The organism is Methanospirillum stamsii, assembly GCF_003173335.1.
GTDB lineage: Archaea > Halobacteriota > Methanomicrobia > Methanomicrobiales > Methanospirillaceae > Methanospirillum > Methanospirillum stamsii.
In genome coordinates this window covers 12,971-27,708 of sequence record NZ_QGMZ01000028.1, presented here as the reverse complement: position 1 = coordinate 27,708, position 14,738 = coordinate 12,971, and the positions used below count along the sequence as shown (strand labels likewise).

Annotated in this window: 10 protein-coding genes; 6 read left to right on the top strand and 4 right to left on the bottom strand. The window is 44.7% G+C overall.

Translation table 11 applies throughout. The features are described 5' to 3' along the window. Positions 1 to 173: 173 nt before the first annotated feature. Both DLD82_RS12775 and DLD82_RS12770 read left to right on the top strand, forming a co-directional pair. Complete coding sequence (locus tag DLD82_RS12775; protein WP_109941520.1) at positions 174 to 4,346, top strand: methyl-accepting chemotaxis protein; 4,173 nt, start codon at positions 174 to 176, stop codon at positions 4,344 to 4,346. A gap of 235 nt (positions 4,347 to 4,581) precedes the next feature. Then, complete coding sequence (locus DLD82_RS12770; RefSeq protein WP_181391430.1) at positions 4,582 to 5,991, top strand: hypothetical protein; 1,410 nt, start codon at positions 4,582 to 4,584, stop codon at positions 5,989 to 5,991. A 27-nt stretch (positions 5,992 to 6,018) separates the two neighbouring features. On the opposite strand, the gene DLD82_RS12765 is transcribed toward DLD82_RS12770, so the two are convergent. Next, positions 6,019 to 6,324 carry an ATP-binding protein gene (locus DLD82_RS12765; protein WP_109941518.1) on the bottom strand — a complete coding sequence of 102 codons (306 nt, stop codon included), beginning with the start codon at positions 6,322 to 6,324 and terminating at the stop codon, positions 6,019 to 6,021. 249 nt (positions 6,325 to 6,573) lie between these two features. Between DLD82_RS12765 and DLD82_RS12760 the strand changes: the two genes are divergently transcribed. The 4 genes from DLD82_RS12760 to DLD82_RS12745 all read left to right on the top strand — a co-directional run bounded on the left by DLD82_RS12760 (position 6,574) and on the right by DLD82_RS12745 (position 8,745). Continuing rightward, the gene (locus DLD82_RS12760) at positions 6,574 to 7,200 is read left to right on the top strand and encodes a TMEM175 family protein (protein WP_109941517.1); all 627 of its coding nucleotides are present in this window, start codon (positions 6,574 to 6,576) and stop codon (positions 7,198 to 7,200) included. 197 nt (positions 7,201 to 7,397) lie between these two features. Then, a complete protein-coding gene (locus DLD82_RS12755) occupies positions 7,398 to 7,949 on the top strand; it encodes a hypothetical protein (protein ID WP_146199792.1) in 552 nt (183 codons plus the stop codon). A gap of 193 nt (positions 7,950 to 8,142) precedes the next feature. Beyond that, on the top strand, positions 8,143 to 8,331 hold the full coding sequence (locus tag DLD82_RS12750; protein ID WP_109941515.1) for an antitoxin family protein: 189 nt from the start codon (positions 8,143 to 8,145) through the stop codon (positions 8,329 to 8,331). 51 nt (positions 8,332 to 8,382) lie between these two features. After that, positions 8,383 to 8,745, top strand: a complete 363-nt coding sequence (locus DLD82_RS12745; RefSeq protein ID WP_281268009.1) for a PIN domain-containing protein — start codon at positions 8,383 to 8,385, stop codon at positions 8,743 to 8,745. Positions 8,746 to 8,856: 111 nt separating this feature from the next. Here the strand turns inward: DLD82_RS12745 and DLD82_RS12740 are convergent, their stop codons facing one another. The 3 genes from DLD82_RS12740 to DLD82_RS12730 form a co-directional block, all read right to left on the bottom strand. Continuing rightward, entirely contained in the window at positions 8,857 to 11,157 is a 2,301-nt protein-coding gene (locus DLD82_RS12740; RefSeq protein WP_109941513.1) for a S8 family serine peptidase, read from the bottom strand. A gap of 166 nt (positions 11,158 to 11,323) precedes the next feature. Beyond that, entirely contained in the window at positions 11,324 to 12,544 is a 1,221-nt protein-coding gene (locus DLD82_RS12735) for an ABC transporter substrate-binding protein (RefSeq protein WP_109941512.1), read from the bottom strand. Continuing rightward, entirely contained in the window at positions 12,541 to 14,688 is a 2,148-nt protein-coding gene (locus DLD82_RS12730) for a C13 family peptidase (RefSeq protein WP_109941511.1), read from the bottom strand. Before DLD82_RS12730 ends, DLD82_RS12735 begins: the two co-directional genes overlap by 4 nt. Between the last annotated feature and the right edge of the window lie 50 nt (positions 14,689 to 14,738).

The following is a 14,738-nucleotide window of genomic DNA, read 5'->3' as shown; positions in this document are numbered from 1 at the left end:
CAATAATGGTTTGTCATAAAAAATGATTTATGATCAGAACATTTAATTCCACCACATTAATATTTAAAGATATGTATTTCTGCGCACAAGCATGATGATTTAACTACATTGCAATCAAATTTTCAATCTCTGTGATTTTTGGCAGATGCCAGGATTACCCGGATGCGATAAATATGGATTTAAAAACAAGAACTGATGATATTGCTTCTTTAAAGAGCATTATTGATGCAATTCCTTCAGCGGTTCAGATAATCGGACCTGACGGGCTGTTTCTTGATTGTAATGCTGCAACGTACACAATGCTCGGTGCATCAGCCGTTGAAGATATTATTGGCAAATCTCCGGCAATCATCTCCTCGGAAAAACAAAGTGACGGAACTGATTCGCTCAAAGGTTCAAAAAAATACATTGATCTGGCTTTTTCCGGCGAAACCACTACCTTTGAATGGGAACACAAGCGTCTTGATGGAACAATATTTCCCTGTCTGGTGACCCTGCAGGTGATTGAATATAACGGACAGAACTGTCTGATGTCAACCCTTGTCGATATTACAGATATGGTTGCATTTCGACAAAAATCAGAGTTTATTATCAGGAATGCCCCAACACCGCTCATAGATATTTTGCCTGATCTTTCAATTGCAGCTGCGAATGTTGCGTTTGCAGACCTGATTGATACCCCGATGGATAAACTCTCCACGATGAAACTTTCCGATTTTGATGTGAGAAACCGGGTTGGCGGATCACTTGCCGAGGCTCTTGAAACAAAGAGCCAGGTTACCGGTGTGATGGACGCAGTTGTATCCACTGGAACAAAAAACCTTGAGTACTTCTATAATCCATTTTACGATAACCAAGGTACATTAGTCTCAATTATCGCGTATTATATTGATAAAACCGCCGAGAAGAAAGCAGTTCGTGATATTATCACCCTTACCGAACGATGCCAGGCCGGCTATCTTGACAGCCGGCTTGATCCGGAGGCTTATTCCGGTGAACTTCGGAGTCTGACCGAAGGAATCAATGGAACCCTGGATGCCATTATCGGGCCGCTCAACGTTGCAGCAGAGTATGTAGACCGGATATCAAAGGGAGATATACCGCCAAAGATTACTGATGAGTATAACGGGGATTTCAAGGAGATAAAGAATAATCTGAATACCTGTATTGACAGTCTGACATCCCTGCTTTCAGATACAACAAAGATGTACGAAGAGCAGAAAGCAGGTAATATCGAGGCTTTAATTGATATCAACCGGTACAATGGCTTTTACAAAGAAATTATCGCAGGTTATAATGACGCTGTCGGGATTCATATCAGTAGTGTTCTGAAGATTCTGTCTGTTCTTACGGCATATTCAGAAGGTGATTTCAGTCCGGTGCTTGAGAAAATGCCCGGTAAGCAGGCCCTTGCAAATGAGAGAATGGATAAACTGAGGGAGAATATTCTGGCCCTTGTTCAGGACTGTGATACCCTTATTCAAGCGTCAGTTGAGGGAAAACTTAACACCCGGGCTGACATTACCCGGCATCAGGGTGAATACCGGAAGATCGTTGAAGGAATCAATAATAGTCTTGATGCGATTATAAAACCCCTTCGTGATGCAGGTGCCGTGCTGGAGCGGATGGCAGTAAATGACCATACAAAGGGAATGAATGAAGCTGCATATCAAGGCGATTTTGTCACCTTTGCCTCGAATATTAATGCAGTCCGGGAGCGGGTGAATCATATCGTAGATTCTATTATTCAAATCAGTGAAGGTGATCTTTCAGAACTTGGTACATATCAAAAGATAGGAAGACGATCAGAGCAGGACAGGGTTGTCCCCGGATTGATAAAAGCGTTTGGAAATCTGCAGGCTTTGACGAATGACACCAATCTCCTGGTCGATGCAGCAGCAAAAGGAAATTTTGATATCAGGGCAGATGCCAGCAGGCATGAGGGTGAATACCGGAGGATCATTGAGGGAATTAATGCAACGGTCGGTACGATGGCCGATAAAGTTGCCTGGTACGAATCTATCCTTGATTCGATGCAGTTTCCGATTACCGTTACCGACCTCAATGCAAAATGGACCTTTGTAAACAAGGCTGTTGAAGATATGCTCAAAGTCAGCCGGAAAGAGATCATGGGTCATCCCTGCAAAGAATGGGGTGCCGGGATCTGTAATACGGAAAACTGTGGAATTGTAAGACTTCGGAAGGGATTTACTTCAACCAACTTTGAGCAGTCCGGGGGACATTTCAAGGTTGACGTGGCCTATGTGAAGAATGCAAAAGGAGAAAATGTGGGCCACGTTGAAGTAGTAACTGAAATCACCCCCCTTGTCAAAATGCAAAAAGAGATGGAAAATAAAGCGGCATGGTATGAATCTATTCTTGATGCCATTCCGTTTCCGGTCTCGGTCACCGATCTGAATATGAACTGGACCTTCCTCAATCCTGCCACTGCGAAGATGGCAAATGTTGATAAAAAAGCGGCAATCGGCACCCAATGTAACCGATGGAATGCCAATATCTGCAGAACAAGGGACTGCGGTATTGAATGTCTGCGGGCTGGAATGAGAGAGACATTCTTCGAACAGGACGGAGGATTTTACAAAGTTGATGTCGAGTATGTGAAAGATGCATCAGGAAAAGATATTGGTCATGTAGAGGTGATTCAGGATGTCACGGCCATTAAGAAGGTTGAAAAATATCTTGATGAATCAGTCAATAATATCACCTATTGCCTAGGTCAGTTTGCAGAAGGAAAGACGAATTTTGATGTCAGGATTCCAGCTGCCGATCAGTACACCAGAGATGTCCGGGAAAAGATAGCAGTACTCTCAGATAATCTTCACCATGCACGGGATTCGGTGAAAAACCTTGTTCTTCAGGCAAATAATCTGGCTCAGGCAGCAATCCGGGGAGATCTAAAATATCGTGCCGATGCGGCAAAGGTTGCCGGAGATTTTGCAGAGGTTCTCAAAGGAGTGAACCAGACCCTTGAAACCGTTGGAATACCCCTGAATGCAGCGGCGAAGTGGATTGAGGATGTTGCAAATGGTCGGGAAGTGGCTGATATCACCGAAGAATATCCCGGGGATTATGCTGTAATTAAAAATAATATCAATGAATCAAACCGGGTGCTCAGAGATCTGATTATTGAAACTGACCGTCTGTCAAAAGGAGCTACTGCAGGAGATCTGAAAGTAAGAGGAGATATCTCCCGGTATAATGGAGCCTGGAAAGGGATTGTTGTCGGGATCAATGAAACACTTGATACAGTGGTAACCCCGGTCCAGGAGGCCATTCGGATTGCTCAGGAATACGCAAAAGCGAACTTTACCGTTAGATTTGATCCCGCTATTACGGTTAATGGTGACTGGGTAGGATTTAAAACCGCACTTGATGATATCGGCATTCAGATCTGTGGGGCCATCGAGGTAATAAACAAGCAGATCCTTGAATTAGCCTCAAATGCTGAAGAAGCAACCGCAAGTGTTCAGGAGGTTTCAGCAGGTGCTCAGCAGATTGCAAAGAATGCAGGGAGCGTTAGTGCAAATGCAGAGCAGGGAGATGACGGGGTTACCCAGGTCCTGAAGGCTATGGAAGACCTTACCATTACCGTCGGTGAAGTTTCACAACGGGCAGAAATGGTATCAGGATCAGCTACCCAGGCAAACCAATTCTCAAAAGAAGGAATTGAACTTGCGAAGAAGTCTGAATCTGCGATGAGCGGGATTACCAGTTCGACACAAGAGGTTGACCAGATAGTCAAGGAGATTAATAAGCAGATGGAGGAGATCGGAAAGATTGTTCGGCTTATCACCGATATCTCCAATCAGACTAACCTTCTTGCCCTGAACGCTGCAATAGAAGCTGCACGGGCTGGAGAAGCAGGGCGGGGATTTGCGGTTGTCGCTGCTGAAGTCAAGTCCCTGGCCCAGGATTCCCGGACTTCTGCTGAGAATATCGCAGATATGATCGCAAATCTCCAGGCCAAGGCAAGTAAAGCAAATGATGCAATCATCACTGCCGGATCAGCAGTTGAAGACGGGAATCACTCTCTTGAGAAGACAGTCGCTGCGTTTACAAAGATAGCAGATTCAATCGAAGATATTACCCGTAATGCGATGGATATGGCCTCTTCCTCTGAAGAACAGGCTGCATCAGTCGAGGAGATAACGGCCAGTGTGAATGAAGTGTCGGTTCTTCTCCAGGGAACATCACGGGAAGCCGGGGATGCAGCAGCAGCAACCGAGGAGGCTTCAGCTTCAATTGAACAGATAGGCCGGGTTGTGACTAATGTCAGTGGTATTGCAGATGCAATTTCAAGAGAGATGACAAAGTTTAAAATTTAATGAGCAATACGATATAGCCATCCGTTTTTTTCTCTTTTTTTTGTAAATGAAAAATATCAGGTGATAAGTTGATAATACATACTCCCGAAAGGGAATGGAACATACTGGCCCTATTTACCGGACTGGTCAACCCTTGACGAGTATATCATCCGCCTCCGGGATCAGGATTTTAAATTCAGCGGATTTTTTTTAGTCAACTCACAATCTATATCTCCTGAGCACCATAATTCATGGTATGCAACGTGTGTTTCGGTTAGTGATGATTCTTTTATTTTTAACACTTTTCAGTGTGTCCGGATTAACTGACAATTCCGGAATTGACGTGAATACAACAGTTCAGGCGTTCCAGGATACCGGTTTTTCAGTAGGTCTTGGAAAGATGCAGACCGTTGACGCAATCGGCCTCTATGATGCCGGAATTACTCCGTCGTGTTATGCCATTAATCCAAGTGCTCCGTACATGTCGTTTAAGGTTCCAAAAGCACCCGGACAGACGAGTAACAATACCATCTCTGATTCACCGATTAATCCGGAGAACAAGGGACTCTGGCTTGATTATCATACCCGTCCGGACGAGGCTTTTGTCTACATCGGAACGACCCCGCCGGAATGTGATTATTTCAGTTATTGCGGGTATTTAGCCACAAGATATTTCCCGCTTTCAAATGAGAAACGCCGGGTGTATGCAAGTCTTGGAGATGCCATAAGTCTCTCCCGTCTGAAAGACGAGCCTGCATACAACTCCGGTGTTTTTTCAAAACCGATTATCATCATCTTTACCGCTGATATGAATACAGATACAAAGGCACGAACAGCTCTTACCGCTGTCGGATATCCGGAGGATATCATCCACACCCTGGTAGTACCACATACGCTTGTTAACCTGGGGCTTGATTCAGAGACCGATACCTTGACGACCCTGCACCGGGTAGCGTTATTCAGAAATGAAGAAGAGGGAGATGCATACATGAATAGCACTCCGGGGACTGTATACCGTCTCACTCCTGAAACAGAAGAAGAACCGGCATTTTTTGATGTCCCGGACGTTATCCCACGGGGAACCGGAGATACCCGTGAAATGGACCTGATGGATGATCTGGAAGAACTCCGTCAGGCAATTATTGACCGAAACGAGGGATATGAGGTCCAGGATCTGACAACGAAGATCTGGATCTTTGAAGGATATGATGCCATCCAGAGAGGAATTGATGCACTTGGAGATATCAGGGATACTGTCTACCTGAATACGACCAATACCGTTCTCGGAGACAAACCTGGCGAATGTATCATGGTGTACGGGGTGAACCATGTAGCAACCAAAAAGGCCACCTATGCAAATTTCGGCCTGTATGGTCTTGCTGCCCTGAATGGAATAGAAGGGATCTCTAATCATGACTATACAGGGACTGCAGAAGAGTATTTACCCGGAAATCCCAATGCACAATACCTGTACGTTGCAAAGATCTGTCGCGAAGATGACGGAAGTCCGTCAACTTCAGTGATACCTTCCGGTGTCGGGGCACATGGGGTCGAGCCTGATGAACCCTGTTTTGTCGGGTTCAGGGTATATGTAGAGCCGGAAACATCAGTGGGTCCGGCCTGGAATGAGATAGTGTATGACCGGGCGATAAAAATTACCCCCTAAGTTTTTTTCATCGTTATCCACCACAAATCAGTCAATATTTGCAAATCCCAGAAGATACTCGACAATTGGTACTATTCGTATCTCCACTCCTTCTTCTTCGATGATCCGGGATGTCTGTTCGGTGATAATATACCCGGTTTTCAGGTTAAACGAATGACATGCGGATAAAAGACCTGCAATCTCCCGTTTTGTATTCTCTCCGGTCAAATGATAACAGACCTGAACTGCTCCGCTGATTTTGGTACCTTTTTTAATGATAAAATCGCATTCGTTGTTTGAATCACGAAAGAAAAAGATAGTCAATCCTTTCCGGATAAGTGCATTGCAGACCAAGTTTCGGGAGATCCTGCATACAGGTAGATATTTAACGGGATGGGCATTAATGTATACCCTAGTTGAATAATATTTCAGATTTTCTTCGAACATATCTGAAGTTAATATTTGAGAAAAGGAGGAAAGTTAAACAGGTGTCAATAAATGAGGCTTCTTTCTCTCCATTCCCGGATAATAAATTATCCAGCAGAGACAAACAGACAAAGGATTATCAATATAAGACCCCTTATTGGTTTGTACGGATAAATAATGGCAATTCATGAACCCATTAATAAGGTCAACCTGGAACGAATCACTAACGGTATCTTCGCGTTTACGATGACGCTTCTAGCCAGAAACATCATAACGTCAGACAAGTATGAACAGGCATCACAGATTACAATTGAACATTTTGTCGAGGACACCATATTTTCAATCTTTGATTTTTTAGGTGTTTTTATCCTTCTTGCCATGTTCTGGATGTTGTTCTTCCAGATGTTCCATCGGATGAAAACCTATGATTATCATTTTCTTCATGTTCACATGCTTGCTCTGATGGCAATCGTCCTTATCCCATTCTCTTCGTCGTTTAGTAATTTGGGGGAAAATGACTACATTTTTGTAGATTATTTTTTTCAAATAAATTATTTTTTCCTCGGGATACTGCTTGCCTATTTATGGTATTATGCCGGTTCACATCCGGCCCTTCTCGACCCGGACCTTATCCCATCTGAAACCACCTGTCTTTTAAAAAAGTGTCTGGTTCCCCCTTTTGTGGCAGCACTGGGAATCTTCTGGGTATTTGCCGATCTCCCGGGCATTGAGATTCTATATTTTGTTCCTTTTGTTATCCTGGGGATATTTTTCAGGAATCCCCCGGATAATCCGGTCTCATGAATGAAACTCCGATTTTGAGAGTTTGTCCGGGAAATTGTGTCTGCCGACAAAAAATGCATGATATCCATGAAGAGGGGTCTTTGGTGCTTGAAGGCGTGTTAATCACCTCCGTTGTTTCAGGTGAAAGCCATATAGATAACGAGATTCCGTCATAAAAAATTCATAATCTATATCTTCTTACCCTCTCCATTCATGGTATGAAGCGTTTACTTCGGTTTGCGATGATCATTCTTCTCCTATCGCAGTTCACCCTTATCTTTTCGGTTGTAGGTGATGAAACACCGGTTATGCAGGTTCTCGTGTCAGGGAATATATCTTCCATTTCAGAACCTGATCCGGGAACCTACCAGATTCAAATTCAGAATGTAATCCCGAATGCAACGGTCTTATATGATACCCGGTCAGTCACAGTGCCCCTTCAACATGCTCTCATCACTAATACCACAACTGGACCCATCCGACTTGTGGATAATAACGGTGATATGATTAGAGATATAGTCCGGGTGACAGATATCAGGTATTTAGAAGAGGACAAGACCCTGGAATTTGATCTGATTCCGTTAGAATTTCAGGAGGGTTCAGAACAAGTCAAAATCCGGGAAATTGTGCCCGGCTCTTACACACAGACAGATGTTACTTTCGTATATACCATTCCGGCACCGGAGAATACTCCGGTTGATTACTGCTGCACTTTTAAGCAGGTGGAGGATAAAAAATGTGTCCCGATGCGACCACTTTGCGGGTATTAATGCAGGTAGCGGGATTATTATAAATTTTTCCCAACCGATGCATTAGATCGAATAGGTTTTTCAGGTTTTGTTACCCAACAAGATGAGAGACGGATATCTGGAACGTATTTATTCTGAAATTAGAACAGTACAGACCATGAAACTTGTATATCATTGATACGTATATCTATATGTAAAAATCATCGGTTAAAATATGGGAGAAATAATTGAGGCTATCTATGAGGATGGGGTTTTTAAGCCACTAAAGAAACCCGAAATAGCAGATAAAACAAAGGCAACGATAATCATTCAGGGGACAATAACAAGAAAAACTAAAGGAATACTATCCTCAAATTCTATAGAGAAGATTATTGAGGAGATAGAAGATGAAAGTATTTTTTGATTCGAATATTTCTATCATCTCTCTGGTAATTACCCCCTTGCCTCAGAATATATTAAAAAAGTAGAGATGGGAATAATTCAGGGATACATCAATGACATTGTGTACTCTGAAGTCATTTTGGGCTTTCTCAGGGCTCAAACTCAGTTGTCTTCAAAGAGAATACGAGAAAAATTGCCTTCTATCAACATGGATTATGAGGATTTACGAGATCTCTTCTCCATATTTATCAACCTTCCATCTCATTCAGGAAATGACATCTTTCAAATTATGAATATTTACCATCTAATGCCTCATGATGCACTTATTGCAGCTTCATGTAAACAATACGGTCTTAACAAGATTGTGACAAACGATTCAGATTTTTCCAGAGTTAATTTTCTGGAAATAATCAATCAACCAATAAAAGAACAATGAGTTTTTTCAAGGTTGTCAATATCAACCAATATTTTCCTCTTCTAAAAGATAAATAAGAGCAGAAATAAATTTGGAGATAAATCCAGTCTCAAAAATAGAAAATATCCTCCTTCATCCAAACCCGGCCTGATATGTCCCATTCTGTGAACAGTACAGCCAGTATCCTTCGTATGGCAGGACAGGTCTTGTATCACTCTGGTTGCTGGTTCCTCCCCGGATAATCGGTTCTTCATACTGCTGAAGCCCGGCATTGTACCCGGTCGCATATGACCAACCGGACAACGTGTGAAAGGTCTCATTTGCTGATATGTCAGCCTCTGTCCAGCCCCCTACCGATGACCATCCTGCCGGAATCTCCCGTGAAAGGATTGTCATTGGTTCACTAAACGTAATCGGAACCCCGGTTTTCTCTGAAGAATAAATCCAGTACCCCTGAAGAGGAACCACCAAATCATTCATAGAGAGAGTCTGGTATCCTGCGGTATCATTCAGATATTTGAGGACTGAATGACCGGATGAGTTTACACCCGCAAATATCTGTGCAGTCTCATATCCCACTGCAGGCTGCCGTGGAACTGATACATGGTTCCAGCCCGGAAAGAGCTGGATCGTAGAAGGCTCATCCAATGCTTTCAGGGCAGCTTCCAGGTTGACCCTTCCACCAGTAACAGTCTTATCATGTAATGAGGGAATGGGAAAAGCAGTATCCATGATGACCTGTTTTATCTCTCCGGCGGTAAGATCCGGTTTTTTCCCCTTGATTAAACCAGCGATACCGGAGACCATGGGGGCTGCCATTGATGTCCCATCCATGTAAGTATATTCCGGTTTTATTACCAGTCCACGGTATCCAATCCTGATATCCCGGATGGAAAAATCAGATTTGATATCACCTTCAAACAGGGAATAAGTATATCTGAAACGGACAGATGTTCCCGGATATACAGAATTGAGCGGAATAAACAGTTGTCTCCAGTCATCTTCCCTAAATTCAGTATCAAAATCCCAAAGGGGAATCCATTGCTCACCATCAAAGGAGTACTCGATTATCTGGTATCCGTTAAAATTCCCCTTTATATCCCAGACCAGATTAGGTATTTCACCCATATCATCAGGAATATAAACAGACTTGTTCAGTTCAATGACAAAGGTAGAATTATCAGGTTGTTCTGAAAGAACTCCGCGTAATGATACGGGTTCTCCAGGAAGAGTACCGGGAACATGGATCCAGTTACCGGATAATGTAAAGTTCTGCTCTGAAAATGCAGGATCTTCAAAGATTGTGGTGTAGGAGTATGCAGATGGAATAGTGCTGTAGATATCCGAGCCCGGAGCACCGACATGCACCGTCCGGTTACCATAATTTGAGAACCATGACAGATTGTCCTGTGCATCTGTTGCAGCAATGGCAATCACGTTGCTAAAGTTATAACAAGCCGGATACTGGGAAATCCGGTTCAAATCTGCGACATAGTTTCCGGCTGAACAGACAAAAAGTGCCGGGGACTGACGGATGATATCCTCCATTGTCCGGCTGTATTCTGTTCCAAACGAACAACTGATGACCGATGCATTGTACAGTGTTGCATAGGCCATACCAAATGCAAGATCTGATAATTTTCCGGACCCGCGGTAATCCAGGACTTTTATGGGCATGATGGTGGTATTCCAGGCTACCCCTGCCCCACCGAGTCCGTTGTTGCCAATCATACCAATAATCCCGGCACAATGAGTTCCGTGACCGTCATCATCCCAGGGTTCAACAGGCATATCTTCCAGGATATTTATTCCATGCAGAAGAGTCCCGGACCCTGAATAACTCCAGATATTATCCACTAGGTCAGGATGATAAATATCTGCTCCGGTGTCAAGAACGGCGATGATAGTCCCGTTCGTGGTTGTGGCTTTTTCCCATCCAGCCAGGGCACCGATGTCTGCTCCGGGTATTCCGGGAGTGGTATTCTCCTTAAACAGGGATCCGGTGTTGGAAAGTCCCCATTGCCGCCAGAACTCCGGATCATCAGGATTTTTCAATGCTATAACATAATAATCCGGTTCTGCATACAAAACAGCCGGATTACCGGAATAATAACGGATTGCATCAGGAACCAGCATCCCTTCCGGAAGCTTGACAAGAGATAAGCCGGGGATCCCAACGGTTCCATAATCCCGCTCAACCGATGCACCGATTGCTGCATGGATATCAGACAGGGAACTGACCATACCGTCCGGACCATTTGCTGCCTGCACCAGGATACTTCCTTCTGTATAGGGAGGGTCAGGCAGAAAATTTCGTATTCCGGTGGCATTTTTGAAAGATATGGCATCATCTGCCAGACAGGATGAAAAGGAGAGACAGGCAAAGCAAAAAATGAGCCAGATGATTACTTTTTTCTGTAATATTCCAGACATAAAAATGTTCTCTGTGAAAGAATATATAAATGTAATAATTCTTATGCTTTTTTATGAATAACAGCCTATTACCAGTCTTTTTCCGGGTCTTACAATATATCCTGAATTAATCAGGTAAAAATGGTTGGAATCCATTCTATTCCACTACGAGCTTCGCAACCCCCGGTTACAGAGTGATAGCCATCAGTTCCAGTCTTCCATTAACAAATCCCCACCGGTCCATTGCCGTTCCTGCTGCATTATGAGAGTCAAACACCTTTGGACCAGTCACTCCGTAATAGTTTGACCGGTTTAATCCTTCCTGTATCATATCCGGTGTAACCGTTCCGTTTGTGCATGGAATCGTGCGTAATGCCTCGGAAATCACCATCAGGGAGTCATACCCGTATCCTGCAGGAGTTCTTGAGGGATCTTCTCCGAACCGGTCCTGGTAAGAAGACAAAAACCGATCTGCATGTTCACCAGGTACCAGGTTTGTATATGCCAGGATGGTAAACAAGGCAAATGTTTCAAGGTCATCTGGTATCTCTTCCTCCAGGTTGCTCATGAGAGCGGATTCCGTCACTATCACCTGTCCCTTAAAACCGGCCTGTGAAAGGTTACTTATCAAGGGGATCTGCCGGTTATCGTAGACGACAATAACAACCGCATCAGGAGCGGTATCAAGAACACGCTCTGTCAGGAGGCGGTAATCGGGATCATCGGTAAGCGGGAATTCACCGATAAGCTGGACATCATTCTGCTTAAGCCCGTTTTTGATGTGCGTAAGGACAGAACTGCCATATGCATCATCGATATAAATGACAGATGTCCGGTCTGATGAGTACTTCAGCCAGTCGGCAATGAACCTGCTTAAGGAGAAGATGGGAGGATTTACCTGGAAAAACCGTGGGGAGATTCCATAGAGATCTTCACCATTCGCCCGGGGAGAGACCAGGACCGGGGATGACGGGTTCTTTGACTCTTGTGCCATCGGAAGGGTCAGCATCGTCGTATATGAACCGATGATCACCGGGACTCCTTCGGCCTGCATCTCCTTATACAGCGAAAGGGCGGTCTCTGGATCTCCACTATCATCAGCTGTGCGAAGAGAAAGGTGGTATCCGAGAGCTTCACCTTCCTGCTCAATCTCATCTGCAGCAAGGAGAATTCCCTGAAGAAGTTCATTCCCAATGACTTCATAGGCCCCACTCAGTGGCAGGATAACACCAACCTGTATCGTTGTATTCTCTGCTGCACACGGGGTTATGAGAACTCCTATGACCATAAGCAGGGCGATGAGAATCCCGGTTCGTATCCAGGCCGGATGAGAATTTTTATTCATAAGACCGTTCCGGTGTACTGGTGCCTCTCTTTCAGGAAGGGAATTTACTCGTTGTATTTTCATTCTACGCCTCCAAAGAAGCTCACAGCCGGCAGGTCAAGGAGTTCATTCCCGGTTGAGATTCCAGGGTGTGATGACCTGACGTTATAGTATACCTGCTGGTAGAGTTCCCGCAGGGTGAGGGATCTGTCTGCATTTCGTAACTGTGATACCAGTTCTTTCGTGAATTCGTCAGAGAGCCATACAGATAACTCAGGATCATAGCTAGCGGCTTTTGATGTCTCATCTGCACAAGAAGCGGTCATGACAATGGTTTTTGGAGTAGTTATCGCATCTGCAACCGCCCCGCTGAAACAGGACTCAAGAACAAGCAGCATCCGTCCAAACCGTTTCTGTTTGTACATATCCCCGATAAGATCGGCAATTCCGGCCGGGGTGATGGTTTCATTTCCTTCACCAACGAGAAGGTCTCCACCAGGGGATCCATGTGATGTAAGGTAGAGAAGGACGGTTGAGTTCTCATCAGACCGGAGCATACCGGATTCTGATTCTGCACCGGTTCCGGAAAGAATCGCCGGGAGTAGATCTTTTGTAACCTCTTCACCGACAAAATCAGGATACGCCTCTTTCCGAACCTCCTTCTCATCCGGAATGTGGTATACCTCACCGGGCTTGGTATTTCTCTTGTCAGTCGGGATGTCATCATAAACAAGAAGGACAATCCGGTCATCTGAAACTCCCCGGTCCTTAAGCAGGTTGTAGATCGTCAGGGCATCAGCCTGGTGGCGGTAATTATTCCAGTCTTTTGAAAGTGCTCCTATAACTGCCCAGAATTCCCCTGCCGGGTAGTCATCCGCCGGAATTATGGTGGAATTTCCAACACTCCCGGGTGTTCGGGGATTGGCTAACTCCTTTCCGGTTCTGGTTAATAAGACCGGATCTGAAACAATCCTGCCGTCCTCAATCTTATACGTTGCATGATTTGTCACCTGCCGATCCAGCCCATCTGATTTAAAGGTGAGCGGACCGGTTGCACCGGTCAGGATGGGAGCATCTCCTTTTTGTATCCGTTGTATAGCCTCCTGAAATCCATTCGGAGTTCTGGGTACAGGGTCCCCATCTGCTTCGGTAAGCAGACTCATCGCTGCATTTCCAGGAGACTTTTCAGGATTTGCAATAAATTGTGCCATTACCATGGCAGAAACAAGGGCTGCATCATACACTTCCGGGATATATCCTGCCTGGTTATTCCCGGAAATAGCAGAAAATTCTTCTGAAAAACCCACATCCCACTCTGGATTCATCAGGATAAGCGTATTGTCAGGGAGCGGGGTTGTCATGGTGCTGGAGTTCGTTATCCTCCAAAGCCCTGAACTGAGGAGAAACAAGAGAAGGTCAGGATCTGCCCGTTCTGATATCCTGCCCTCTTCATCGATGTTTGGATAGATAAAGTATGGGTGGACTGATGAGTTGTCTTCTTCCAGTGTGTCAATGACGGTTACTATCTCACTAACTGATCCGGAATAGACAAAAACCAGGTAATCAGGTGCAGTCTCTGTTAACTGTCTGACGGCGTCAGGGATCTCATCCGCTGATGAGAACTCTTGTGCTCCGGTTATATCAATCCCTTTCTCTATTGCCCAGTAGGGCATCCAGTCGTAAAACGTCTTCCCATACGAGCTGTTTACACTTAAAAGAGCAACGTTATGCCCTTCATTTTTCCGGATGTGATCCATGACGACCGGAACGACATCACCATCATTTCCAATAGTCCGCCAGACATACCAATTTTTGGCATATGCACGATATATCTCGTCTGATGATGCAGACGGAGTGATGAGGACTTTCTGATACCGGATAAAGAGGTCCGCTATCGAAAAGAGATCTGCAGAGGTGTACGGGCCGATTACTACACTCACCCGCTTATCCCTTGCCAGACTGTTGGCATAGGTCATGAGATCGCCGGTTCTGGTATCACGAAGGACGTATTCAACCGGTCTTCCGAATATGCCACCCCCGGCGTTAATCTGGTCACGGGCCAGGGTTAATGCATCATAGTATGACTGCCCGTCCGGGCCGCTTAACGGAAGAAGAACCCCGATATATACCGGTTCATCTGCAACAGCAATAGTACATGCAAAAAGAAGGAAAAAAAAGAACAGGAAGATAGCGAAAATTCTTTTCGGTTGTATTCGATTATTCCACATCCGGGAATGCTCCTCTTCAATTATTCAGGATTTACCCGAAGTTACTACCA